The following is a 24,315-nucleotide window of genomic DNA, read 5'->3' as shown; positions in this document are numbered from 1 at the left end:
GGGGCTCGGGTGGGGGCTCGGACAGCACCGACGCTAGGAATCGGATGTTTCCGCGCTCGTCGTCCCGCTGTTGCGTCGCGGGAACACTTCCCGCACGCGCCCGGGCCGCCCGGTGTGAGAAGCGCGGTGGCCGCGGGCCGGTACGCGACGCCTCGGACGACAAGGCCACGCACGTCAGCGCCGTGCGCGGTAGCGTCCCGGCCATGGGCAAGAAGCACGCGCGCGGCGGGCGGGACAAGATCTCGGACGAGGTCTACGAGGCCGAGCTGTTCCGGCTGCAGACCGAGCTCGTGAAGCTGCAGGAGTGGACGCGGTCCACGGGCGCCCGGATCGCCGTGGTGTTCGAGGGGCGCGACGCGGCGGGCAAGGGCGGCACGATCAAGCGCATCACCGAGTACCTGTCGCCGCGGACCGTGCGCATCGCGGCGCTGCCGACGCCCACCGAGCGCGAGAAGTCGCAGTGGTACTACCAGCGCTACGTCGCGCAGCTGCCGGCGGCGGGCGAGATCGTGCTGTTCGACCGGTCCTGGTACAACCGCGCGGGCGTCGAACGCGTGATGGGCTACTGCACGCCGCAGGAGCACGCGACGTTCATGCGGCAGACGCCCATCTTCGAGCAGATGCTGGTCGAGGACGGGATCCTGCTGCGCAAGTACTGGTTCTCGGTGTCCGACGCCGAGCAGCTGCGCCGGTTCAGGTCACGGCTGAGCGACCCGCTGCGGCAGTGGAAGCTGTCCACCACCGACCTGCAGTCGATCGCCAGGTGGGAGGACTACTCGCGCGCCAAGGACGAGATGATGGTCCACACCGACATCCCCACGAGCCCGTGGTTCGTGGTGGAGAGCGACATCAAGAAGCACGCGCGCCTGAACATGATCTCCCACCTGCTCTCGACCATCCCGTACGTGGACGTGCCGCGGGAGAAGGTCACGCTGCCCGACCGGCCCGCACCCTCCTCGGGCTACGAGCGCCCGCCCCGGGAGCTGTCCACGTACGTGCCGGACCACGTCGCGTCGCTGCTGGGCGACCGGGAGCGGGACCTGTGACGTGAGCGTGGGGCCCGCGCTGCGCGTGCGTGTGCCGACGCTGAGCCCGCCCGTGCGCGACTTCCTGCGCACCGAGGCCGGCTCCGCGGTGGTGCTGCTCGTCGCGACGCTCGTCGCACTCGTCTGGGCGAACTCGCCGTGGTCCGCCGCGTACGACGACCTGTGGCACCTGGGTGCCGGCCTGCACCTGGGCTCGTGGGCGCTCGACATGCCCCTGCACGCGTGGGTGAACGACGCGGCGATGGCGGTGTTCTTCCTCGTCGTCGGGCTCGAGATCTCCCGGGAGGCGACGCGCGGCGAGCTGCGCGACAAGCGCACGGTCGCGGTGCCGGCGCTCGGCGCGCTCGGCGGGCTGCTGGTGCCCGTGCTGCTCTACCTGGCCGTGACGGCGGGGACGGACGTGCAGCACGGGTGGGGTGTGGTGATGTCCACCGACACCGCGTTCCTCGTCGGGATCCTCGCGCTGTTCGGGCCCGCGTGCCCCGACCGGCTGCGGCTGTTCCTGCTGACGCTCGCGATCGTCGACGACATCGGGGCGATCACCGTGATGGCCGTGTTCTACACGGACCGCGTCGACGTCGCGGCGCTCGCCGCCTCCGGGGTGCTCGTGCTGGTGCTGCTCGCGCTGCGCTGGCTGCGCGTGTGGCGCCTGCTGCCGTACGCGGTGGTCGGCGTCGCGCTCTGGCTCGCGGTGCACGCCTCCGGGGTGCACGCCACGCTCGCGGGCGTCGCGGTGGGGTTGATCGTGCCCGCGACCGCGGCGCGCCGCGAGGACGTCGAGGCGGTCCGCGGCTACGCACGCGACCTGGTGGAGGAGACCACCGCGGAGCGCGAGCACCTCGCCGAGCTCGCCGCGCGCGCCGCCGTCCCCGCGAGCGACCGCATGCAGCGCATGCTGCACCCCTGGAGCGCGTACGTCGTCGTGCCGCTGTTCGGCCTCGCGAACGCGGGCGTCCGGCTCGACGCCGCCGCGCTCGGCGACGCGTCCGGCTCACGCCTGACCTGGGCCGTCATGATCGCGCTCGTCGTCGGCAACGCGATCGGCATCACCGGCGCCGCGACGCTCGCGATCCGCATGGGCCTGGGCGACCTGCCCGGACGCGTGCGCTACGGGCACCTGCTGGGCGGTGCGGTGCTGGCCGGCATCGGGTTCACCATCTCGCTGTTCATCGCGGGCCTCGCGTTCGACGACGAGCAGCACCTGACGCGCGCGAAGATCGGCATCCTCGCGGGCTCGCTGCTCGCGGCCGTCGTCGGCTCGCTCCTGCTGCGCTGGCTCGGCGAACGGCTCCCCCTGTGCTCACCGCCGTCCGCACCGCCGTCCGCGCTCCCGCCGCTCCCCTGGCGCGCACCCGGCACAGGTCCCGCTCCCGTGGACGCCGCCCAGAGCGCGCCGCAGGGGCCTTCGGTACCTCGCAGCGGCGGCGCGCGGCCCTAGGGTCGGGACGGGGGGCCTGGTCATCGGGGACCTCACCCCCGGACCGGCAGGGAGGGTGCTCGTGCATCAGACGGCGAAGCGGTGCGTGCAGTGGGCGGTGGGGCTGTGGCTGCTGGGTGCGGTGGTGCTGATCTACGGCGCACAGGCGTACGTGTGGCTGGCGGACGAGGTGGGCTCGGACGCGCAGGCCGGGCTCGACGCCGTCGACATCGTGCTGACGATCGCGCGTTCGGCTCTCTTCCCCCTGGGCGCGGTCCTGATCGGCGCCGCCGTGGTGATCCAGACGCTGGCCCCGGGTCTGCGGGCCACGTCGCCGGGGCTCCAGCCCGCACGGCTCGCGGACAAGGGCAGCCCGCAGCAGTGATCTCCGTGAGCCGGTGGCGACGAGGCCCCGCTCAGGCCAGGGGGTCGTCCGTGCCGTAGGACGGCACGCGCAGGCGGCGCGCATCCGCCGCGACGATCCGGTCGGCGGCGGCCCGGAGCGAGTCGACCGTGTCCGCACCGGCCCGCACCAGGCGCCCGGACAGCGCGTCCAGCTCGCCGTCGCCGAACGCCCGGACCAGCGCGACCACGTCGTCGAGCGACGTCCACGCGGTGCGCTGCGCGTGCACCGGCATCCCGGCCGTCATGTCGGTGGCCACCACGCCCGGCGCCAGGTCCAGCGTCCGGATGCCCCGGTCGCGGTACTGCGCGTCGAGCAGCGTGGTCAGCCGTGCGAGCGCCCCCTTGCTGATGCCGTACCCCGTGTACGACGACGAGCGCGAGTACCCGGCGCCCGAGCTGATCTGCAGCAGCCGCCCCGACCCGCGCACGAGCATGTCCGGCAGTACCGCGTGCGCCAGCAGCATCGGACCCCGCACGTTCGTCTCGACCACGCGCCACGCGTCCTCGACGTCGTCGTCGGCGAAGTCCGTCTCCGCATGCTCGATCACGCCCGCGTTGTTGACGAGCAGGTCGATGCCGCCCCACGCGCCCTGCAGGTCGGCCACCGCCGCACGCACCTGCGCCGCGTCGGTGAGCTCGGCCACCGCGACCACGGTGCGCGCACCCGACGAGCCCCGCGCGATCTCGTCGGCCACCGCGTCCAGGTGCGCCCGCGTCCGCCCGACGAGCCCGACGTCCCACCCCGCCGCCGCGAGCCCGAGCGCGATCCCGCGCCCGATGCCCCGCCCGGCCCCGCTCACCACGACCCTGCGCCCCACACCCATCCCCCCACCCTCCCACCCCCGACCTGGTACCTGTCCGCCAGCTCGGCGACCCTCGGGACGCCCCGCCGCCACCCCGACCCATCCCCACCCCCCGAACTGGTACCTGTCCGCCAGCTCGGCGGTGATGGGAGGGCGGGGCGGGGGCTGCCGCGACGGGGTGGGACGGCGCGCCTAGGGTGGGGCCGTGCTTCGCCTGGACTCCCCCTCGCCCTCCCCCACGGGCGGCACCACGGTCGACGAGGCCGCGCGCGAGGTCGCGGACGTGCTGGTCCCGCTGCTCGCGATCGCGGCCGGGTGCGTCGCCGCGTTCATCGTCGCGGCACTCGTCGCGGCCGTCGTCCGTCGCGTCGGCCACCGGACGACCGTCGCCGCCGACCTCACCCGCCGCTCGCGCCGCCCCCTGCGCGTGGTGCTGGTGGTGATCGCGGCCTGGGTCGCGCTCCTGGTCTCCACCGACGACGCGGGCTGGCGACGCGTGGCGGTGCACGGCCTGCTGATCGCGCTCATCGTGGCCGCGTCGTGGCTGGTGGGGACGCTCGCGTTCGTCCTCGAGGACGTCGCCGTGGCCCGGTACCGCGTGGACGTCGTCGACAACCAGCACGCCCGGCGCGTGCGCACGCAGGTGCAGGTGCTGCGCCGCCTGACGGTCGCGATCATCACGATCTGCGCCGTGGCGGGCGTCGCGCTGACGTTCCCCCAGGCGCGCACGTTCGGCGCGAGCGTCCTGGCGTCGGCCGGCGTGCTCTCCATCGTCGCGGGCCTCGCGGCGCAGAGCTCGCTGGCCAACGTGTTCGCGGGGATCCAGCTCGCGTTCACCGACGCGATCCGCGTCGACGACGTGGTGATCGTGCAGGACGAGTGGGGCCGCATCGAGGAGATCACGCTCACGTACGTCGTCGTGCACGTGTGGGACGACCGGCGGCTGATCCTGCCGTCGACGTACTTCACGACGACGCCGTTCGAGAACTGGACGCGCCGCGCCGCGGACCTGCTCGGCACGGTCGAGCTCGACGTCGACTGGCAGGTGCCCGTGGACCGCATGCGGACCGAGCTGACCCGGCTGCTCGAGGCGACGGACCTGTGGGACCGGCGCGTCGGGGTCCTGCAGGTCACGGACGCGGTGGGTGGTGTGGTCCGGGTGCGCGCGCTCGCCTCCGCAGTGGACGCGCCGACGCTGTTCGACCTGCGGTGCCACGTGCGGGAGGGCCTGGTGACGTGGCTGCAGGAGCACGCCCCGCAGGGGCTGCCCCGCAGCCGGTGGCAGTCCGTCCCGGGAACCGAGCCGGATGCCGCCCTCGAACCCCGTGCCGCGACGGGCGCGCTGCCCGCACCGGGGCGCTGGGCCGGGCCCGACGACACCGAGCAGCTCGAGTCGAGCAGCGACGCCCGGCTCTTCACCGGCAGCATCGATGCGCTGCACCGCTCGGAGGCGTTCCGGGGGCCCGGGCAGGACGTGATCGACGAGCGCGAGCAGCACGGCCGCGGGCAGGAGCGCTGACGTGGCGGACACGACCGTCGACCCGTCGCGGCACGTCTACGGGTCTCCTGAGGCGCCGGTCACCGTGCTCGAGTACGGCGACCTCGAGTGCCCGCACTGCCGCGCCGCCGCACCCGTGCTGCGTGAGCTGGTCGACTCCTCGGACGGGCGCGTGCGGCTGGTCTGGCGGCACTTCCCGCTGTTCGAGGTCCATCCCCACGCCCTGACCGCGGCGCTGGCCGCGGAGGCCTTCGCGGCGCACGGCCGCTTCTGGGATCTGCACGACGAGGCCTTCGCGCACCAGGACCGTCTGGCCGACCCGGACCTGCGCCGCTACGCCGCCGCGGCCGGCATCGACCCCGACGAGGTGGTGGGCGACGGCGCCCAGCGCTGGGCACCCGCCGTCGAGGCCGACTACCTCGCGGGTCTCGCGCACGACGTCCGTGGCACGCCCACGCTCCTGGTCGACGGCGCGCGCTGGACCGGCCACCTCACCGTGGCGGCACTGACCGCCGCGACCGCACCCCGCGCCTGAACCGCGGGCGGGCGACCGTGTGGGTGAGGGCGCCTAGGGTCCGGGCGTGGCGATGAACGGAGCGGACGAGGTCGTCGTCCGGCGACCTCTGGACTCGGCGGCGGCGCTCGCCTACCTGGTGCTGCACGCGGTCCCCGGCGTCGAGCGGGTGCGGGTCGAGGACGACGCGACCGCCGGGCTCGTCGAACGCCTCGTCCGCGGCCCCGCCGGGCCCGTGCGCCTCACGGTGCACGTGCGCCCCGACGAGCTGCGCCTGGTGACCTCCCGACCGGGCCCCGACCTGGTCGCGGTGGCCGAGCGGTGGTTCGGCGTGGGCGACGACCTCGCCGCGGTCGTCGCGCACCTGACAGCGGTTCCCGACGACCCGCTCGCGCGCCTGGTGCGCGAGCGCCCCCACCTGCGCGTACCCGGGCACGTCGACGCGTTCGAGGCGGCGGCACAGACCGTGCTGGGTCAGCAGGTCTCGCTCGCGGCGGCCCGCACGTTCACCGGCCGCCTCGCCGCCGCGCTCGGCGAGCCGCACGACGACCTGACGCAGTTCCCGGACGCGACACGCGTGGCCGCCGCAGATCCCGACGCGCTGCGCACCGTGCTGCGGGTGACGAGCGCACGCTCCCGCACGCTCGTGGCCCTCGCGCGGGCGTGCGTCGACGGACTGGAGCTGCGTCCGGGCGCCGACCCCGACGCGACCCGTGCTGGGCTTCTCGCGGTGCCGGGCATCGGACCGTGGACGGCCGACTACCTGGCGCTGCGGGCGTTCGGCGACCGTGACGCGTTCCCCGCGGGCGACCTGGTGCTGCGCCGCGCGATGGCGGTGCCCGACGCGCGCGCCGCGCACGCCCACGCCCGGGCGTGGAGCCCGTGGCGCGCGTACGCCGCACAGCACCTGTGGACCGCGGCCGCGTACGCACGCGTCACGCCGGCAGCAGCCACTTCTCCAGCACGACCACGTCGGCCTGCGGACGACCCTCGCGCTCCACGGGCGTGAACCACCCCGCGCGCAGCACGGCCAGCACGTCGGTCCGGCTCGCGTCGACCGCCACGCGCAGGCGCGCGTAGCCCGCGAGGGACGCGCTGCGCTCGAGCGCTGCGAGCGCGCGGCGCACGCGGTCGCGGCGGCGCCGTCCGGGCAGCGCCCAGACGCCGGTGAGCTCGGCGATGCGCTCGCCGTCAGCCGCATGCGCGAGCGCGGGGCCGACGGCGGCGAGGTGGTACGAGCCGCCCGCGACGGGCGCGTTGTCCTCGAAGACGAGAACGACGTCGTCGACGGGCCCACGCTGCTCGGGCACGACGACGGCCGGCCCAGGGGCACCCGCGATGCGGGGCGGCGCTCCGAGCAGCGGCGTGGGAGCGACGGGAAGATCGAGAAGCTGGGACACGGGTTCCTCCGGGGGCGCGCAGGGCGCCGGGCGGACGCGGGCGGCGTCACACGGGGTGGCTCAGGGGGGTGCGAGCCGCGCGGGCTCGGGGCGGCACGGCGTCGCCGCGTGCGGGCGGCGTCCTCGTGGCGCGAGGTCAGGCGGACCGGACGTGCGTCAGCGGCGACAACACCGGCCGGTCAGCGGTCGCGGCGCTCGCGCCATCGACTGCGCACGGGACGCGGCGGGATGCACCCGTCGTCCGTCCATCGTGCCGACCTCCTGTCGCGGCCGCCCGGTGCGGTCCGCCCGGCGACGCTAAGCGGGCGTCGCGAGAAAAGTCAACCAGTCGTATCAGCATTCGGGCGGGAGCAGACCGGGCGCGCAGACGGACCAGCCCCGTAGACGTATCGGGCCCGAAAGATCGGACGCCCCGCCTCCGGGCGGAGGCGGGGCGTCGCTACGAGGCGTCTCGCCGGCACGAAGCGTGGCGCACTCTGCAACCCTCACGGGCGGTCGGGCTCTCGCCTCGACCCTCGGCACACCGCGGACCTGCAACCGCGGTGGACCAATGATGGACCTGTCTTGACGATCGCGCATCCGGAACGGCGATCGGGTTCTTCCGGCTGCAGATGGGTCACGACATCGTCACGATCACGTCAAGCGCCGCGGCACGATGCATGCCCGGCCCTAACGTCGGGCCATGACTCCTCCTCGTGCTGGCCGGACTGGTGCGGTCGCACTCGTCGTCGCGCTCCTCCTCGCGGGGTGCTCGGGTGGTGAGGGCGACGCGCCGGGGGCGGGCGTCGACCGCGCGCCACAGCACGCGGCCGCGGCCGACGAGGCCGCGGCCGTGGAGGCGCCGAGCGCCGACGAGACCGAACGCCTCGTGATCCAGACCGGGTCGGTCTCGGTCACGGCCGACGACGCGCCGGCGGTCGCGTCCGAGATCGCGCGCTGGGTGGTCGCGCAAGGCGGACGCGTGGACTCCCGCTCGGAGACCGCCGCCACGGCCGACGAGACCGCGTGGGCCTCGCTCGTCGTGCGCGTGCCGGCACAGCGCGTGACGCCGCTGACGGACCGGCTGGCCGAGCTCGGCACGGTGACGGGCATCGACCTGACGTCGCAGGACGTCACGGGCACGGCGCAGGACCTGGACGCACGCATCCACGCGCTGGAGATCTCCGTGGACCGCATGGAGTCGCTCATGCAGGACGCCGGCTCGACCAAGGACCTCCTGACCGCCGAGTCGGCGCTGTCCGACCGTCAGGCCGAGCTGGAGAGCCTGCAGGCCCAGCGCGACCGGCTCGCGGACCAGGTGGCCCTGTCCACGCTCGAGATCAGCGTCGCGGGCCCCGGTGCGCTGCCCGCGACCGCCGAGCGCGGGACGTTCGCCACGGGCCTCGCGACGGGTTGGGACGCGCTCGTCTCGACCGTGGCGTGGCTGCTGGTGGCGCTCGGCGTGCTCCTCCCCTGGCTCGCGCTGCTCGCGGCAGGCACGCTCGTCGTGGTCGGCCTGCGCCGGCGCGCTCGCCGCCGCGCGGCTCCCTCACCTGCGCAGACACCCGCCGCATAGCGCGCGGGGCACGACGCGCCGGGATTGTCCGGACGCGTCGTCCGGACGGGCGAACGGCGCTCGACGAGCACGGACCGGCATCACCCGGTCGGCTCGCGCGGGCCTGCACGGGTCCCCCGTACGGTCGAACGACCGACCGCACCGGCGCGGGAGCTCGTAGGCGACCCGGGAGGAGCCCGACGTGAGCACCGCGCACAAGGACCCGCGCTGGCGCGAGGCCGAGCGGTTCGCGCAGCGGCACGCACGCCTCGTCCTGGCGCGCCTCGACGCGCGCGTCGCCGCCGCGGGTGAGGACGGCGCGCTCGACCTCGTCGGCGATGACCTCGCGGCCTTCGTCGAGCACCACCGCTCACCGGTCGGCCGCGAGACCGTGCAACGCCTGCACGCCGCGGCCGGTGGACGCACCGCGGTCTGCTACGCCCGCGCCGGCTACACCAAGATGGCCGTGCTGTGGGCCGACCAGCACGGCGTCGCGCTGTTCGGCTACACCGACGCCGGCCATGCGGCGCCGCTCAACGGCGCGGGTCACGCGCTGCAGACGCGCGCGCTCGAGGCGGCCGAGCAGCAGGTGCGCACCGCGGCCGCGGCGCTGACCCGGCACGTCGCGTCGCTGCGCGCCGAGCAGGAGCGCCTCGAGCGTGAGGCCCACGCGGCGGCCCTGCGTGCGCAGGAGCAGGACCGCGAGCAGGAGCGCCGTCGGCGTCGGCGGCGGGACCAGCACGAGGCCACGCTCGGCAGGGCGGTCTCGCTGCTGCTCGCGCTGCAGATCGACCCGATGGCCCTGCACGCGACCATCCAGCGGCTCACGCTCTCGACCGTGGTCCCCGCCGTGGCGGACTCGGCCGACCGGCTCTCGCTCGCCGAGCGACCGCACGCCGTGGGCCTGGTGCGCGCGATGTTCGACGAGGCCGCGGGCGCGCTCGAGGTCGCGACGCCGGACGCGGCACGGGAGAGCCCGCAGTTCCGCGCCGCGCGGCTCGCGGTGGACCGCGCCTACGACGCGCTCGACGTGGCCGAGGGCGCCGACGTGGCGGGCCATGCCACGCCCGACGACGTCGCGGCGGCGCTGCGGGACGCCGAACGGTGCTGGCGTGCGCTGGTGGCCGAGCTGGTGCGCTCGGACGCGGTGCCGCTGGTCACGGCGCCTCTCACCGCACCGGTGCCGCGCGTCCCGCAGCCGCGTCTGCGTGAGCACGGGTAGCCCATGGCCCACGGCCCGCCCTGGCATGATGCCCGGGTGGCCGACGACGAGGTAGCGCTGGACGAGCACACCCCGCCCCCGACCGACGCCGACCAGGTGCCGCCCGCGGGCAGACCGGAGCGGCCCGCAGCGCCGGTGTCTGCGCGCGAGACGATCACGCTGGCACCGACCACGCCGACAGGCACCGCGGCGTGGTGCGGGCCCGCCGTGGTCGCGGTGCTCGCGGCCGCCACGTACGTGGTGTTCTCGCTGCTGCAGTGGCGCCGGTTCGAGGTCCCGTCGTGGGACCTGGGGATCTTCACGCAGCTCGCGCGCCGGTACGCGGCGCTCGACGCGCCGGTCGTGACGATCAAGGGCGACGGCTACAACCTGCTGGGCGACCACTTCCACCCGCTGCTCGTCGCGCTCGGTCCCGTGTACGCGCTGTCACCGCACGCGCTCACGCTGCTGATCGCGCAGGACCTGCTGTTCGCCGCCTCGGTGTACGTGGTCGCGCGCCACGCCGTGCGCGTGCTGGGCGCGCTGCAGGGCACGCTCGTCGGCGCGGCGTACGCGGTGAGCTTCGGGATCGTGGGCGCCGTCGCGGCGCAGTTCCACGAGATCGCGTTCGCGGTGCCGCTGCTGGCGATCGCCCTGGTGGCGCTGCTGCGCGGGCGTTGGCTGGCCGCCGCGCTGTGGGTCGCGCCGCTGGTCTTCGTCAAGGAGGACCTGGGCCTCACGGTCGCGGTGTTCGGGCTGGTCATGTGGTGGCGCGCCCGCCACGGCAGCGACCGGCCGAGGCTGGGGCTGTGGCTCGCCGGCTGGGGGTTCGGCTGGGTGGTGCTGAGCACCGCCGTGCTGATCCCGCTCCTGAGCACGCGCGACCAGTGGGACTACGGTTCCCGGATCGACTTCGCCGGCATCGCGACGCACCCGTGGACCGCGGTCACGCTGCTGGTCGACGACGGCCGCAAGGTGCTCACGCTCCTGGTGCTGCTGGGGATCACGGGCCTGATCGGCGCACGCTCGCCCGTGCTGCTGATCGCGGTCCCGACGATCGTCTGGCGCTTCTGGGCGGACAACGACTCCTACTACGGCTTCACGTGGCACTACTCGGCGGTGCTCATGCCGATCGCGTTCGCGGCGCTGCTCGACGGCGTGCTCCTGGCCCGCAGATCGCCCCGGGAGTGGCTGCGCCGCTACTCGATGGCCGCCGCCGCGGTGGCCGTCGCGGTCGCGGTCCTCATGGTGCCGCGGCTCGACATCGCCCGCCTCGGGCGACCCGCGGACCTGTGGGCGCACTCGACCCGGGAGGCCGAGTCGCGCGCGGTGCTGGCGGCGATCCCCGACGACGCGAGCGTCGAGACCGACATCGGGCTCATGAGCTACCTGGTCGACCGCACCGACGTGTTCTACGTGGGCAACGAGGGCAACCCCGCCCCCGACTTCCTGCTGATCGACGCGTACAACGGTGGGTGGAACCCCGCGCCCGTCGACGCCGCGGCGTACGCGCAGGAGCGCCACCCGGGCAGCACGTACACGCTGGTCTACGACGCGGGGGGCTACCAGCTCGCGCAGCGCGTCGCCGGCTGAGGTCGCACCCGGCGGGCCGGCCGACCCGCGCGCGACGTGCTCCTGCGACCCGGCCCGAGACACTCGTTTGCTCGTGTGGGTGGCCTCGGGGATCGTCGTCCCGTGACCACACCGACCACCGCCCCGGCGCCCGCGGGTCGCATCACCGCCATGTATGTGATGCTCGCGCTCATCTGGGGCTCGAGCTTCCTGCTCATCAAGGTCGCGCTCGAGGGCCTGTCCCCCACGCAGGTGGTGCTCGGCCGCATCGTGCTCGGGGCGCTCGCGCTGCTCGTCGTCGCGCTCGTCATGCGCAAGCCGTGGCCGCGCGGCCGACGCGTGTGGGGCCACCTCGTCGTGCTCGGCGTGCTGCTGTGCGTGCTGCCGTTCCTGGCGTTCGCGTGGGCGGGTCAGCACCTCGCGTCGGGGCTGTCCTCGATCCTCAACGCGACGACGCCGCTGATGACGGCCGGTGCCGCGGCCGCGTTCCTGCCCAACGAGCGCCTGACGCGGCGGCAGGGCGTCGGGCTCGCGCTGGGCGCGGTGGGCGTCGTCGTCATCGTCGGCCCGTGGACCTACCTGGGCGAGCTCGCCGAGGCCGCACCCCTGCCCGCGGTGCTCGCGTGCCTGGGCGCCACGGCCTGCTACGGCCTGGGGATGACCTACCTGCGGCGCTTCGTGACGCCGCTGCGCCTGCCCGCCGAGACCGTGGCGGCGGGCCAGGTGGGGTCCGCGGCGCTCGTCACGCTCGCGCTGGCTCCGCTGGTCGCACGCGAGCCGGTGGCGCTCTCGACGTCGGTGATCGTGGCCACCGTGCTCCTCGGTGTGCTGGGCACGGGCATCGCCTACGTCTGGAACACCCAGGTGGTGGGCGCCTGGGGCGCGCAGCGGGCCTCCACCGTCACCTACCTGACCCCCGTCGTCGGCGTGGCGCTCGGCATGGCCGTGCTCGGCGAACGGCTCCAGTGGCACGAGCCGGTGGGTGGCGTGCTCGTCGTGATCGGCGTGATCGTCGCCCAGGGCGCGCTGCGCAGGCGCGTGCGGCGCTCGTCACAGCCCACTGATTTGGACACCGTGCGGCTCTGACGTAAGGTTGTGGACACCGACGCGGGGTGGAGCAGCTCGGTAGCTCGCTGGGCTCATAACCCAGAGGTCGCAGGTTCAAATCCTGCCCCCGCTACTTGATCGACGAAGGCCCCTTCGCTCTCACGAGCGAAGGGGCCTTCGTCATGTACGGCTCCCCGCACACGACGCTCGATAGCATCCAGCGCGCCGTGCCGAGCACACGGTGGGCGAGGCGAGGGAGGACCGATGGCAGTCGTGGACGACGCGCTCTACGTCGACGGGCACCGGGTGCCGGCGCCGGCGACCGCGCGGGGCGGCGATCCCGAGCGGGGCGCGCTGGCGTGGATCGGCCTGCTGCGGCCCACCGACGACGAGCTGGCCGCGATGGCCACGCGGTACGACCTGCACCCGCTGGCGGTCGAGGACGCGGGCAAGGGCCACCAGCGCGCCAAGCTCGAGCGGTACGGGCAGACGCTGTTCGTGGTCCTGCGGCCCGCCTGGTACCACGACGACGACGAGAGCGTGGAGTTCGGCGAGGTCCACCTGTTCGTCGGCCCGGACTTCGTCGTGACCGTGCGGCACGCCGCCCGTCCGGACCTCACGGCCGTGCGGACGCGCCTCGAGGCCGACCCGGAGCTGCTGCGGCTCGGCTCAGAGGCGGTCCTGGCGGCCGTCATGGACGAGATCGTGGACAGCTACGCGCCCGTCGTCACGGGCCTGCAGGGCGACATCGACGAGATCGAGGACGACCTGTTCGACGGCGAGGTCGACCCGGCGTCGTCGAAGCGCATCTACCAGCTGCTCTCGGAGGTGATCGGGGTCCAGCGCGCGATCGGGCCGCTGCCCGAGATGCTCGACGCGCTGCTGCGCGGTGCGGCGAAGTACGGCACCGACGAGGAGATCCAGAACCAGCTGCGCAACGTCCTGGACCACGCGATCCGCGTGACCGAGCGCGCGGACACGTTCCGCACGCTGCTGGAGAACGCGCTCACGCTGCACTCGACCCTCGTGATGCAGGAGCAGAACGACGCGATGCGCGAGCTCGCGGCGGCCAGCCTCGCGCAGGGCGAGGAGAGCCGGAGCCTGACGCAGGCGTCGATGGACCAGAGCGAGGAGGTCAAGAAGATCTCCTCCTGGGCCGCGATCCTGTTCGCCCCCACCCTGGTCGCCTCGGTGTACGGCATGAACTTCGAGCGCATCCCCGAGCTCGGGTGGGCGTGGGGGTATCCGTTCGCGCTGGTGCTCATGGTGGTGCTCGGGGTGTGCCTCTGGGCGGTGTTCAAGCGCCGCCGCTGGCTGTGACGCGGCGGCCCTACGGTGGGGGCGTGCAGCGACCGACGATCGTGTTCCCCGGCGGCGAGCCCGCCCTGGCTGCGCACTTCGCGCACGGGCCGCTCGCGGACCGACTCAGGGCCCGCGGTGAGGTGGTGGTGCACCAGGACCTGCCGGATCCCGACGAGGCCGCCCGACGACTCGTGGGCGCGCAGGTCGGGCTGCTCGGCACCCACCTGAGCACCGCGCACCTGGCGGACCTCGCGGGCCGCACCCGCCTGCTCGCATTCACGGGCACGGGCGCCGCGAGCTACGTGGACCTCGACACGTGCCGCAGCCTGGGTATCACGGTCACCAACGTCACCGGATACGGCGACCGCGCGGTGGCCGAGCACGCGCTCGCGCTCCTGCTCGCGGCGCTGCGCGGCGTGGTGACCGGGGACCGCGCGGTGCGCGCGGGCGACTGGACCGGCGCCGCCGGCCCCGAGCTCGCGGGCTCGACGGTCGCCGTGATCGGCGCCGGGGCGATCGGGCGGGCGTTCGCGCGGATCCTGGCGGCGCTCGACGCGCACGTGCTCGTGGTGGACCCCCGGCCCGTGGAGGACCTCGCCGCGCTCGCGGGGCCGGACGCGCGCCAGGTGGACCTGCGCGAGGCGTTCGCGACAGCCGACGCGGTCAGTCTGCACCTGCCGCTGCTCCCCGCCACCCGCGGGCTGGTCACCGCCGAGGTGCTCGACCTCCTGCGCCCGGGCGCGGTGCTGGTGAACACGGGACGGGCCGAGGTCATCGCCCCGGGAGCGCTGGCTCGACGGGCGGCGCGCGGCGACGTGCGCATCGCGTGCGACGTGTTCGACCCCGAGCCGCTGCCCGCCGACGACCCCCTCCTGGCGGTGCCCGGCGCGGTCCTCACACCGCACCTCGGCTTCCGCACCCCGCAGGCCCTCGCGCGGATGGCCACCGGCGCGGTCGAGTGCGTCGAGGCGTTCCTGGACGGCCGCCCGCTGCGCGTCGTGACCTGAGCCGGGAGGCGCCCGGCGAGGTCAGGCCTCGAGCACGGAACGCGCGGCGTCGATCGAGGCGAGCGCGGCTGCGGGGTCCACGCGGACGAGCGCGAAGGCCGCGACGACGAGCGCGGTGCACGTCTCGGCGAGGCGGTCACGCTCGTCGGCGGGCAGCCCCGGCAGGTGTGCCGCCACACCCCGGCCGAGAGCGTGCCGCAGGTCGGCGCGGTAGGCGGCGATGGTCGCGCGCACGGCCTCGTCGTGCGCGATGGGCGCGCCCGCGGCGTTGATGAGCAGGCAGCCGTGGGTCGCGACGAGCGAGCCGGGCCGGGCCAGCGCGTCCCGCAGCCCGGCCAGGTAGTCGAGCACCGCGTCGGGTGCGACGACGTCGGCGACGAGCGGGCGCAGGAGCGGCTGAACGACGTCGGCGAGGTAGCCGGACACGGCCGCGTCGAACAGGCCCCGCTTGGAGCCGAACGCGTGGTAGATGCTCGACCGGCTCAACCCGGTCGCGCGTTCCAGCTCCGGCAGCGACGCGTCCGCGTAGCCGTGCGCCCAGAACACGCGCAACGCCGCTCCGACGGCCTGCGCCGTGTCGAACGTCTGGACCCGCCCCATCACACCTCCCGTTTGCGTACCGACTGATCCACTATATAGTGGACTGGTCGGTACACAACTGGAGGTCGGCACCATGGTCGTCGTCGGACTGGCGCTCGCCGCGCTCGCCGCGCTCGTGCACGTCTACATCTTCTGGCTCGAGTCGATCGCCTGGACGGGCGAGAAGGCCCGCGCGACGTTCGGGCTGCGCTCGGCCGAGGAGGCCGAGACGACGCGCGCGCTCGCGTTCAACCAGGGCTTCTACAACCTGTTCCTGGCGGTCGCCGTCGTCGTCGGGATCATCGTCGTCGCCGCAGGGTCCACCGCGGTGGGCGCGACGCTGGTCTTCACGGGCGCGGGTTCGATGGTCGCGGCCGGCCTGGTGCTCCTGCTCTCGGACCGCAGCAAGACGTCGGCCGCGCTCAAGCAGCTCGTGCTCCCGCTGCTCGGGGTCGTCGCGCTCGCGATCGGCCTGGCGGCCTGAACCGTCAGGACTGCGCGATCAGGTCGGACAGCCCGTCGGCGAACGTGACACTCGCCGCGGCCGGGTCCTCGAGGTAGCCGCCGACCATGGCGCCGTCCCGCAACGTCATCCAGCGGCGCGCGGCGGCGGCCGGGTCGGGGTGGTCCGCCGCCGCGAAGGCCGCGGCCACGGACGACTCGAGCCAGCGACGGTGCTCCCGGACCGCTCCCCGCACCGTGCTGCCGGGGTCCGGGTACTCCGCCGCGGCGTTGATGAACGGGCAGCCGCGGAACCCCGGCCCGCAGACGCGCCGCCCGAGCTCACCGGTGAGCGCGCGCAGCCAGGCCACCGCTGCGGCACGCTCGCGCGGCGGGTCGCCCACCTGCTCCCGCACCGCCCGGTCGGTCGCCTCGAGGTACGCGACGACGAGGTCGTCCTTGCCCGGGAAGTGGCGGTAGAACGTCGCGCGCGTGACCGAGGCCTCCCCCACCACGCGGTCCACGCCGACCGCGCGCACACCCTCCGCGTAGAACAGCGCGGACGCGGTGCGCAGCAGGCGGTCGCGTGCCACCGAGGCGCGCGCGGCACCCTCGTCGTCGGTCATGGTCCGACCGTAGCCGGGCTGCGTGCTTGACATCCGCGCTCCCGTGCGGTGAGGTGGCGACATCAGAGAGAACGATCGTTCTTTCTCCTACGAGGAGGATGCCACATGGCCGCCGTCTACACCGCCGTCGCCACCGCCACCGGAGAGGGCCGCAACGGCCGCACCGAGACCCCGGACGGCCTGATCGCGCTCGACCTGGCGGTGCCCACGGAGATGGGTGGCCCGGGTGGCGGCGCCAACCCCGAGCAGCTGTTCGCCGCCGGCTACGCGGCGTGCTTCCACTCCGCGCTCAAGATGGTCGCGCGCCAGCAGGGCGCCACGTTCACCGACTCCGCGGTCACGGCCGAGGTCGGCATCGGCCCGAACGACGCGGGCGGGTTCGCGCTCGAGGTCACGCTGCGCGTCGAGCTCGGCGGCATCGACCAGGCGGCCGCCGAGGCGCTCGTCGCGGGCGCGCACCAGGTGTGCCCCTACTCCAACGCCACGCGCGGCAACGTCCCGGTCCGCCTGGAGACCGTCACCGCGTGACCTCCGGTCGGCCGCGGCGCGCTCGGGTGCCGCGGCCGATCACCGGGAACCGCTCGGCGTGCGGCGGCCGACGGGTGGGGACACGATGCGGTCATGCCCCCCGGCGTGCCCGGCCCGCACGCGCGACCGCCGCGTGGGCCGCGGTGGCCGTGGTCGGCGGCTGCGCGCTGGGCCCCGGGTCCGCCGACGGGTACGAGGCCCGCACGCTGACCGACCCCGTCGACGAGGCGGCCTCGGCCGTCGCCACGGGCACGCTCGTCGTCGAGCTCGCGGTGCGCGACCGGGCGTTCGCGACCGTCGCCGACACCGCGCTGCTGGACGCGATCGGCGATGCGGGCGGCGCCCAGAGCACGCTCGCCGCCGACGTCCCCCGGGACCCGCCGCTCGTGGCGGCCCGGCACGAGGCGGTCGTCGCGGTCGCGCAGGCCGTCGCGGCCCTCGCGGACGCCCGCGCCTGGGTCAACCGGACCGCGGACCGGGACGCCGCCGAGGTGCTGGACGAGCTGAGCTCCGCGGCGGACGCGCTCGATGCAGCCGTCGCACGTGCGGAGCGCGCATGACCTCCACCACGGAGCGCGGGAGATCCCGGTGAAGCGGCTCGTCGCCGTGGCGCTGGGCATCCTCACCGCGATCGGCGGGTTCGTCGACATCGGCGACCTGGTCACCAACGCGGTGGTCGGTGCGCGGTTCGGGATGTCGCTCGCGTGGGTCGTCGTGGTCGGGGTCGTCGGCATCTGCCTGTTCGCGCAGATGTCCGGCCGCGTCGCTGCGGTCAGCGGACGCGCGACGTTCGAGGTCATCCGCGAACGCCTGGGCCCGCGAGCCGGCGGGGCCAACCTGATCGCCTCGTTCGCGGTCACGGTGCTGACCCTCACGGCCGAGATCGGCGGCATCGCGCTCGCGCTGCAGCTCGCGAGCAGCGTCGAGCCCCGGCTCTGGATCCCGTTCGCGGGCCTCGCGGTGTGGCTCGTGCTCTGGCGCGTCAAGTTCTCGGTGCTCGAGAACGTCACGGGGCTGCTGGGCCTGACGCTCGTCGTGTTCGCCGTCGCGCTGGCTCAGCTGGGCCCGGACTGGGGCGCGCTCGTCGACCAGGCGGTGCGCCCGTCGATCCCCGCGCAGGAGCCGGCGCCGACGTACTGGTACTACGCAGTCGCGCTGTTCGGCGCCGCGATGACGCCGTACGAGGTGTTCTTCTTCTCCTCGGGCGCACGCGAGGAGCGCTGGACGACGAAGGACCTCGCGACGTCCCGCGCCAACGTCCTGGTCGGCTTCCCGCTCGGCGGGGTGCTCTCGCTCGCGATCGCGGGCTGCGCGGCGGTGGTCCTGCTCCCCCGGCAGATCGACGTCACGTCGCTGTCCCAGATCACGCTCCCGGTCGCGATCGCCGGCGGGAAGCTCGCGCTCGCGCTCGCGATCCTCGGCATCGTCGCCGCGACGTTCGGCGCCGCGCTCGAGACGGCGCTGTCCACCGGGTACACGCTCGCGCAGTTCTTCGGCTGGTCCTGGGGGAAGTTCCACCGGCCTGCGGAGGCCGCGCGGTTCCACACCGCCATGGGAGTCGCCGTGCCGCCATGCTCCTGAGTGACCTGCTCGACCGGCGCGTGACGGACGCGGAGGGCCGCGCGCTCGGGTTCGTGGTCGACGTCCGCCTGGTGCTCGACGGACCGCTCGACGGTCTGCTGGCGGCGCCGCGCCTGCACGGCGTGCTGGTCAGCCCGCGCACGGGCTCGTCTTTCCTGGGCTACGAGCGCACGGGCGAGAGCGCGCCCGCGCTGGTCGCGTGGTGGCTGCGGCGTCGCCACCGCGGCACGTTCCTGGTGCTCTGGCCGGACGTCGAGGAGGTCGACGACGTCCTGCGCCTGCGCGCGGACCACACCCGGTGGTCCGCGGCGCTGCCGCAGCGGTGAGCGGTCAGCGGTCAGCACCCTCCACCACCGTCCGCGCGAGCACGTGAAGCACGCGCAGCGCCGAGACCTCCGGGGCCAGGCCCGCGGCGTCGTGCAGCTCGTCCAGGCGGCGCTGGTACGCGCGGTCGTCCGCGGTCAGCAGCTCCCGCAGCGGGAGCAGGAACAGCCCGACGATGCCCGTGATCGCGTCGACCACCGCGGGTTCGAGGATCGGCACCAGGTGTGGGCGCTTGCGCGCGAGCAGCACCGTCGCGGCCGTGGTGCCGATCCCGCCGACGCTGGTCAGCAGGCGGTACGCGCGTTTGGGCGTGAGCACCGACTCGACCTGCTCGACGCTGAGATCGGCGAACGCGACGTCGGTGGGCAGGCGCGCCAGCAGCCAGCTCAGCTCGTCGCGGTGGTCCACCAGGATCGCGAGCGCCGCGTCGCCCGGGATCACCACACCCAGCGTGCCCGCGGCGACCAGGTCCTCGGGCGTGATCTCGTCGGGGTGCGCGCCGATCTGGCCGATGCGTTCGAAGTAGCCGCCGGGTCTCCCCGCGGGCCGCGGGGCGAAGTAGGCGCGGAGCAGGTCGACCGCCTCGACGTGCCCCGCCGGGCTCAGCAGACGGGCGAGCCGTGGGACCGGCTGGAGCATCGTCACCTCCGTGCAGCACGTCGTCGTGCGGGTGCGCCCCACGCTACGTCGCACCTCCGCGCACGGCACTGCGCGGCCGGGTGAGGTCGCCCGGACGGCGCAGGGCCCCGCTGGTCGGCGGGGCCCTGCGCCGCGGGTGTCGCCGTCAGTCGTGCGGCGTGAGATCCGCGGTCGGGACGTGGTGCCGCCGCTCGAGCCGCGCACCCTCCACGTCGACGTCGGGCATGACCCGGTCGATCCACGTGGGCAGCCACCACGCCTCGTCGCCGGCCAGGTGCATGACCGCGGGCATGATCAGCATGCGCACCACGAACGCGTCGAGCAGCACCCCGAACGCGAGCGCGAACCCGAGCGGCCGGATGACCGCCAGGTGGGAGAACATGAACCCGCCGAACACCGAGACCATGATGATCGCGGCCGCCGTGACCACGGCCCGGCCCGCGTGCAGGCCCTCCATGACGGCGCGCCGCGCGGGCGCCCCGTGCGCGTAGGCCTCACGCATGCCGGACGTCAGGAACAGCTGGTAGTCCATGGCCAGGCCGAACAGGATGCCGACCAGCAGCGTGGGCAGGAAGCTGAGCACGGGTCCGGGGTTGCTCACGCCGAACACGTCGGCGAGCCAGCCCCACTGGTACACCGCGGTCACGCCACCCATCGCGGCGAACAGCGAGAGCACGAACCCGCCGGTCGCGACGATCGGCACCAGGAAGGACCGGAACACCGCGATCAGGATGAAGATCGACAGCCCGATCACGACCGCGAGGTACACGGGCAGCGCGTCCGCGAGCTTCTCCGAGATGTCGATGTTCGCGCTCGCGTTGCCGGCGACCGCGAACGTGCCCCGGCCGCCGTCGACCGCCGTCGCGCGCAGCGTGTGCACCAGCTCGGTGGTCGACTCGCTGTCCGGGCCGTCGGCGGGGATCACCTGGAAGACGAGCACGCTGCGGTCGTCGTTCGTGCCCACGGGGGCCACCGCGACGACGTCGTCGGTCGCGGCCAGCTGTCCGCCTATCCGGGCCTGCGTCGCGACGAGCTCGTCCTCGCCCACCCCACCGGGCACGTCCGCCACGACGACGAGCGGCCCGTTGACCCCCGCGCCGAACGCGTCGGAGACCGCGGCGTACGCGCGGTACTGCGTGGAGTCCGCGGGTTCGGACGCACCCGTCGGCAACCCCAGCCGCATCGACGTCGCGGGGATGGCGACGACGGCCAGGACCCCGATCCCGACGAGGATGCTCACCCACGCGCGGCCGTTCGACATCGGCTGCGCGGCCTCGTGCGCCACCGGCGCGGTCGCCTCGTCGCGGTGCTTGCGCGGCAGGATCCGCCGGCCGAGCAGGCCGAGCATCGCGGGCGTCAGCGTGATCGCGACGAGCACGGCGACCGCGATGCTCGCCGCCGCCACGGTGCCCATCAGGCCGAGGAACGGGATGCCCGTGAGGTTGAGGCCCAGCAGCGCGATGAGCACCGTTGCCCCCGCGAACACCACGGCGTTGCCGGACGTGCCGTTGGCCAGCCCGACGGACTCGTGCACGTCCATGCCCGTGCGCAGCTGGCGGCGGTGCCGGTTGAGGATGAACAGCGTGTAGTCGATGCCCACGGCGAGACCGAGCATCGCGCCGAGCACGGGCGTCACCGACGTCATGACGACCGCACCCGAGAACGCCATGGCGCCCGCGGCGGCGACCCCCACGCCGACGAGCGCGTTCAGCAGCGGCAGCCCGGCGGCCACGAACGTGCCCAGCATGACGACGAGCACGATCGCGGCCACCAGGACGCCGATGGCCTCCGCGGCGCCGCCCAGCGAGATCGCGCCCTGGGCGATCTCGGTCGAGTAGTCGGCCGTGACGCCCTCGGGCAGCGCGCCGTCGACCGCGGCCGTGACCGCCTTCTTGGTGGCGTCCGGGATCTCGTTGGACGGCAGCTCGAACACCACGGTCGCGACCGCGACGGAGCCGTCGGTCGACACCGTCCGGATCTCGGCGGCCATGTCGAGCAGCGCGCGGCCGTCGGCGAGCTGCGCGGCCTTGGCCTCGAGCTCGGCACGGTTGGCGTCGAGCTCCTTCTGCCCCGCGTCCAGCTGCGCACGCTGCTCGTCGAGCTGCGCCTGCGCTGCCGTGGTCTGCGCGTTCTCCCCCACCCGCTCGACGGTCGCGTCGAGCTCGGCCTGCCCGGCCTCGAGCTGCGCGCGGCCGTCGTCGATCTGCTGCTGGCCCGCGTCGAGCTGGGCCCGCCCCTCGTCGACCTGGGTCTGGCCGTCGGTGACCTGCTGGGCCTGCTCGGCCAGCTGTGCACGCGTCGCGAACGGGTCCGCCACCTGCACGACCCCGTCGATGCCGCCGACCTCGGCGAGCGCGGCGCTGATGCCCGCCTGCTGCTCGTCGGTGAGCTCGGAACCGTCCGAGCTCTGCAGCACCACACGCCCCACGGCGCCGCTCGCGGACGGGAGCTCCTGCTCGAGGCGGTCGGTCACCTCCGCGGTGGGGGTCCCGGGGATCGTGATGGCCTCGCTGAGCGTGCCCCCGAACCCGAGGAAGCCGCCGACCGCGAGTCCGAGCGCCAGCACCCAGGCACCGATGACCAACCAGGCCCGGCGGGCCGCGAACCGGCCGATCCGGTAGAGCAGTTCTGCCATGTCGAGTCCTCCTGCCCGGGCATGCCGGGACCGTGCGGGTGTGCGGGTGGGGGCGCCGTCGCCTCCGGCATCGTAGGTCGAAAGTTGATGACGGTCATCCGCTTGTCGCGTACGGGCCGTTGTGATGTTGATCCCACCTATCCGGTTCCGACTACCCTGTGCGCATGACCAGCCCGGCGAGCACCCCCCGCGGCCCGCTGCGCCGCGACGCCGAGCGCAACCGCGAGCGCATCGTCGCCGCGGCGCGCGAGCTGTTCGCCGACCAGGGGCTCGGCGTGGGCTTCAACGAGATCGCGCGGCACGCGGGCGTCGGGGTCGGCACGGTGTACCGCCGGTTCGCCGACAAGCACGAGCTGCTCGAGACAGCGTTCGCCGAACCCCTGCGGGACGTGCTCGCGGTGGCCGACGAGGCGTCCCGCGCCGAACCCGCGTGGGACGGGCTGGTCCAGCTCCTCACGCGCGTGACCGAGCTGCTCGTCGAGAACATCGGGCTGCGCGACCTCGCGCTGGGCGGCTACGACGACCTGGGCCCCGTGGTGGACGACTCGATCGGCCGGATCACCGACGAGCTCCTGCAGCGCGCGCGCGCCGAGGGAGACCTGCGCGCCGACGCACGGGGCAGCGACGTGCTCGTCCTGCTGTGGCTGGTCACGGAGCTCGCGACGCACACGGTGGACGTCCAGCCCGAGGCGTACCGCCGGTACCTGCACCTGCTGCTGGAGGGCCTGCGCGCGCGGCCCGCGGACGCCGCGCTCGAGCCCCCGCTCACCGACGCGCAGGCGCTGGAGGTCTCGCGGCGCTGGGCCGACCACTCGTCGCGCGCGCGCCCCCGCACGACCTGACCCCGGAACCCGGTGCACCCACCGCCGGCGGTGCGGACACTTCGGGGTGTGAGCGACGACCTGACCGACGACGAGGCGCTGTGGCGCGCCGCGTGCGCGGGCGACGGCGAGGCCTTCGGGCAGCTGTTCGACCGGCACCACGCCCGCGTGCGCCGGCATGCGGCGCGCCTCGTGCCCGACCCGGCCGACGTCGAGGACGTGGCGGCGACCGCGTTCCTCGAGCTGTGGCGGCTGCGTGACCGGGTCCGGCTGGTGCGCGGCTGCGTGCTGCCCTGGCTGCTGGTGACCACCACCAACGTGGCGCGCAACGCGAGCCGCAGCACGCGGCGGTACCGCGCGTTCCTCGCCCGGCTCCCCCGGCCTGCGGCCGAGCCGGATGCCGCGCAGAGCGTGCTCGACCGCACGCTCGACCGGCCGTGGTCCGACGCGCTGGCCACGCTGTCCGCGCGCGACCGCCGGCTGGTCGCGCTGGTCGTGCTGGACGGGCTCCCGCTCGCCGACGCGGCCGCCGTGCTCGGGCTGACCCCGTCGGCCGCCAAGTCCCGCCTGCACCGCGCCCGCGCACACCTGCGTGACGCGTGGGTCCCCGATCCGACCCCCGACCTCCAGGAGGCACCGCGATGAGCACCACCCAGGTCACCCCGGCCGAGCACCACCAGGCGCTGCGCGGCGCACTCGTCGCGCACGTCGCCGCGCACAGCCCTCGGCGTCGCACGGCGCGCCGCTGGGCGCTGACCGGCGGCGCGCTCGCGCTCGGGCTCGGCGGTGCGACCGCCGCGGCCGCGGGGCTCGGCGTGCTCCCGGGCGCGGACCGCGTCACCGCGCTCGCCGACCCGGTGCACGTGACGGCGCAGGGCTCACGCGTGGTCGAGCTCGGCACCGCGCCCGCGGACGCGACGCACGTCGACGCCGAGATCCGCTGCCTGACGGCGGGCCGGTTCACGTTCGCCGACGGCGCCGGGGGCGCGTGCGCGGCAGGCGAGGAGATCGGCTACAGCCTGCCGATCGAGGGCTCGTCCACGCGGATCGACGCCGACTCGCTGCGCTGGGAGGGCACGTTCACCTACGCGCGGCACGACGTGACCCCGCTGGGTGTCAACGCCGACGGCGACACGTTCGGCATCGAGGCGCCCGGCCGGCCCGTGCCGGACCTCGTCGCGGTCGTCGCGACGAACGGTGCCGAGGGGTACGCGTACGCGCGGGACCTCGCCCCGAGCCACGAGCCGACCAGCCCGGCCGACGCCCTCGCGTGGCAGGAGGAGCACGGCGACGACGTCCGCCGCATCCCCGTGTACCTGTCCGACGGCCGGACCGAGGTCGGCGAGTTCGTCATCACTGCCGGCTGAGCGTGCGACGTGCCGGGCGCGGGCGCAC

The 24,315-nt window shown here is 74.7% G+C and carries 25 protein-coding genes, 1 tRNA gene and 1 pseudogene; 21 read left to right on the top strand and 6 right to left on the bottom strand.

What is annotated here, in order from left to right:
• Positions 1-203 precede the first annotated feature (203 nt).
• From ppk2 to CELGI_RS05190, 3 genes are all read left to right on the top strand, one after another.
• Positions 204-1,046, top strand: coding sequence for a polyphosphate kinase 2 (ppk2, locus tag CELGI_RS05200; protein WP_041574113.1), 843 nt, complete (start codon positions 204-206; stop codon positions 1,044-1,046).
• Between the two features lies 1 nt (position 1,047).
• Positions 1,048-2,484: a Na+/H+ antiporter NhaA gene (nhaA, locus tag CELGI_RS05195; RefSeq protein WP_013883060.1), complete on the top strand. Its 1,437-nt coding sequence runs from the start codon at positions 1,048-1,050 to the stop codon at positions 2,482-2,484.
• A 61-nt stretch (positions 2,485-2,545) separates the two neighbouring features.
• The gene (locus CELGI_RS05190) at positions 2,546-2,848 is read left to right on the top strand and encodes a hypothetical protein (protein WP_013883059.1); all 303 of its coding nucleotides are present in this window, start codon (positions 2,546-2,548) and stop codon (positions 2,846-2,848) included.
• A gap of 31 nt (positions 2,849-2,879) precedes the next feature.
• On the opposite strand, the gene CELGI_RS05185 is transcribed toward CELGI_RS05190, so the two are convergent.
• Entirely contained in the window at positions 2,880-3,692 is an 813-nt protein-coding gene (locus CELGI_RS05185) for an SDR family NAD(P)-dependent oxidoreductase (protein ID WP_013883058.1), read from the bottom strand.
• A gap of 184 nt (positions 3,693-3,876) precedes the next feature.
• Here CELGI_RS05185 and CELGI_RS05180 point away from each other — a divergent pair, with 184 nt between their 5' ends.
• Genes CELGI_RS05180 through CELGI_RS05170 form a run of 3 tightly spaced genes read left to right on the top strand, consistent with a single transcriptional unit; the run spans position 3,877 to position 6,692 of the window.
• Positions 3,877-5,190, top strand: a complete 1,314-nt coding sequence (locus CELGI_RS05180) for a mechanosensitive ion channel family protein (protein ID WP_013883057.1) — start codon at positions 3,877-3,879, stop codon at positions 5,188-5,190.
• Position 5,191: 1 nt separating this feature from the next.
• Complete coding sequence (locus tag CELGI_RS05175; protein WP_013883056.1) at positions 5,192-5,704, top strand: DsbA family protein; 513 nt, start codon at positions 5,192-5,194, stop codon at positions 5,702-5,704.
• Between the two features lie 52 nt (positions 5,705-5,756).
• Entirely contained in the window at positions 5,757-6,692 is a 936-nt protein-coding gene (locus CELGI_RS05170; RefSeq protein WP_013883055.1) for a DNA-3-methyladenine glycosylase family protein, read from the top strand.
• On the opposite strand, the gene CELGI_RS05165 is transcribed toward CELGI_RS05170, so the two are convergent.
• Entirely contained in the window at positions 6,619-7,083 is a 465-nt protein-coding gene (locus tag CELGI_RS05165; protein ID WP_013883054.1) for a hypothetical protein, read from the bottom strand. The two genes, CELGI_RS05170 and CELGI_RS05165, sit on opposite strands and share 74 nt — an antisense overlap.
• 682 nt (positions 7,084-7,765) lie before the next feature.
• On the opposite strand from CELGI_RS05165, the gene CELGI_RS05160 reads away from it, so the two are divergent.
• The 7 genes from CELGI_RS05160 (at position 7,766) to CELGI_RS05130 (ending at position 14,746) form a co-directional block, all read left to right on the top strand.
• Positions 7,766-8,638, top strand: a complete 873-nt coding sequence (locus CELGI_RS05160; RefSeq protein WP_013883053.1) for a DUF4349 domain-containing protein — start codon at positions 7,766-7,768, stop codon at positions 8,636-8,638.
• 181 nt (positions 8,639-8,819) lie between these two features.
• On the top strand, positions 8,820-9,839 hold the full coding sequence (locus CELGI_RS05155; RefSeq protein ID WP_013883052.1) for a hypothetical protein: 1,020 nt from the start codon (positions 8,820-8,822) through the stop codon (positions 9,837-9,839).
• 36 nt (positions 9,840-9,875) lie between these two features.
• Entirely contained in the window at positions 9,876-11,411 is a 1,536-nt protein-coding gene (locus tag CELGI_RS05150; protein ID WP_049785521.1) for a DUF2079 domain-containing protein, read from the top strand.
• A gap of 102 nt (positions 11,412-11,513) precedes the next feature.
• A complete protein-coding gene (locus CELGI_RS05145; protein WP_013883050.1) occupies positions 11,514-12,476 on the top strand; it encodes a DMT family transporter in 963 nt (320 codons plus the stop codon).
• 20 nt (positions 12,477-12,496) lie between these two features.
• Positions 12,497-12,570 (top strand) — tRNA-Met (locus CELGI_RS05140).
• Positions 12,571-12,701: 131 nt separating this feature from the next.
• On the top strand, positions 12,702-13,757 hold the full coding sequence (locus CELGI_RS05135; protein WP_013883049.1) for a magnesium and cobalt transport protein CorA: 1,056 nt from the start codon (positions 12,702-12,704) through the stop codon (positions 13,755-13,757).
• 23 nt (positions 13,758-13,780) lie between these two features.
• Positions 13,781-14,746 (top strand): 2-hydroxyacid dehydrogenase, encoded by a 966-nt coding sequence (locus tag CELGI_RS05130; RefSeq protein WP_013883048.1) that lies wholly within the window; start codon positions 13,781-13,783, stop codon positions 14,744-14,746.
• Between the two features lie 21 nt (positions 14,747-14,767).
• On the opposite strand, the gene CELGI_RS05125 is transcribed toward CELGI_RS05130, so the two are convergent.
• The gene (locus CELGI_RS05125; protein ID WP_013883047.1) at positions 14,768-15,346 is read right to left on the bottom strand and encodes a TetR/AcrR family transcriptional regulator; all 579 of its coding nucleotides are present in this window, start codon (positions 15,344-15,346) and stop codon (positions 14,768-14,770) included.
• A 73-nt stretch (positions 15,347-15,419) separates the two neighbouring features.
• Here CELGI_RS05125 and CELGI_RS05120 point away from each other — a divergent pair, with 73 nt between their 5' ends.
• Complete coding sequence (locus tag CELGI_RS05120) at positions 15,420-15,809, top strand: DUF1304 domain-containing protein (protein ID WP_013883046.1); 390 nt, start codon at positions 15,420-15,422, stop codon at positions 15,807-15,809.
• Positions 15,810-15,813: 4 nt separating this feature from the next.
• On the opposite strand, the gene CELGI_RS05115 is transcribed toward CELGI_RS05120, so the two are convergent.
• Positions 15,814-16,392, bottom strand: coding sequence for a TetR/AcrR family transcriptional regulator (locus tag CELGI_RS05115; protein WP_041574110.1), 579 nt, complete (start codon positions 16,390-16,392; stop codon positions 15,814-15,816).
• 105 nt (positions 16,393-16,497) lie between these two features.
• Between CELGI_RS05115 and CELGI_RS05110 the strand changes: the two genes are divergently transcribed.
• From CELGI_RS05110 to CELGI_RS05095, 4 genes and pseudogenes are all read left to right on the top strand, one after another.
• Complete coding sequence (locus CELGI_RS05110; RefSeq protein WP_013883044.1) at positions 16,498-16,920, top strand: organic hydroperoxide resistance protein; 423 nt, start codon at positions 16,498-16,500, stop codon at positions 16,918-16,920.
• A gap of 143 nt (positions 16,921-17,063) precedes the next feature.
• Positions 17,064-17,480: a hypothetical protein gene (locus tag CELGI_RS05105; RefSeq protein ID WP_013883043.1), complete on the top strand. Its 417-nt coding sequence runs from the start codon at positions 17,064-17,066 to the stop codon at positions 17,478-17,480.
• Between the two features lie 28 nt (positions 17,481-17,508).
• A pseudogene (locus CELGI_RS05100) lies at positions 17,509-18,474 on the top strand (NRAMP family divalent metal transporter); the annotation flags it as partial.
• Positions 18,475-18,491: 17 nt separating this feature from the next.
• Positions 18,492-18,827 (top strand): PRC-barrel domain-containing protein, encoded by a 336-nt coding sequence (locus CELGI_RS05095; RefSeq protein ID WP_013883041.1) that lies wholly within the window; start codon positions 18,492-18,494, stop codon positions 18,825-18,827.
• Positions 18,828-18,831: 4 nt separating this feature from the next.
• On the opposite strand, the gene CELGI_RS05090 is transcribed toward CELGI_RS05095, so the two are convergent.
• Positions 18,832-19,464: a DUF6308 family protein gene (locus tag CELGI_RS05090; RefSeq protein WP_013883040.1), complete on the bottom strand. Its 633-nt coding sequence runs from the start codon at positions 19,462-19,464 to the stop codon at positions 18,832-18,834.
• 145 nt (positions 19,465-19,609) lie between these two features.
• A complete protein-coding gene (locus CELGI_RS05085) occupies positions 19,610-22,099 on the bottom strand; it encodes an MMPL family transporter (RefSeq protein WP_013883039.1) in 2,490 nt (829 codons plus the stop codon).
• Between the two features lie 164 nt (positions 22,100-22,263).
• Between CELGI_RS05085 and CELGI_RS05080 the strand changes: the two genes are divergently transcribed.
• From CELGI_RS05080 to CELGI_RS05070, 3 genes are read left to right on the top strand one after another with little or no spacing between them, the layout of a single operon-like run.
• Positions 22,264-22,941, top strand: a complete 678-nt coding sequence (locus CELGI_RS05080) for a TetR/AcrR family transcriptional regulator (protein WP_013883038.1) — start codon at positions 22,264-22,266, stop codon at positions 22,939-22,941.
• A gap of 48 nt (positions 22,942-22,989) precedes the next feature.
• Positions 22,990-23,565: an RNA polymerase sigma factor gene (locus tag CELGI_RS05075; RefSeq protein WP_041574109.1), complete on the top strand. Its 576-nt coding sequence runs from the start codon at positions 22,990-22,992 to the stop codon at positions 23,563-23,565.
• Positions 23,562-24,287: a hypothetical protein gene (locus CELGI_RS05070; RefSeq protein WP_013883036.1), complete on the top strand. Its 726-nt coding sequence runs from the start codon at positions 23,562-23,564 to the stop codon at positions 24,285-24,287. Before CELGI_RS05075 ends, CELGI_RS05070 begins: the two co-directional genes overlap by 4 nt.
• The last annotated feature ends 28 nt before the right edge of the window (positions 24,288-24,315 follow it).

The sequence above is a fragment of the Cellulomonas gilvus ATCC 13127 genome (genome assembly GCF_000218545.1).
In the GTDB taxonomy this organism is placed as follows: domain Bacteria; phylum Actinomycetota; class Actinomycetes; order Actinomycetales; family Cellulomonadaceae; genus Cellulomonas; species Cellulomonas gilvus.
Note: the sequence above shows the minus strand (reverse complement) of the source record. Positions and strands in the feature narration are given on the sequence as shown.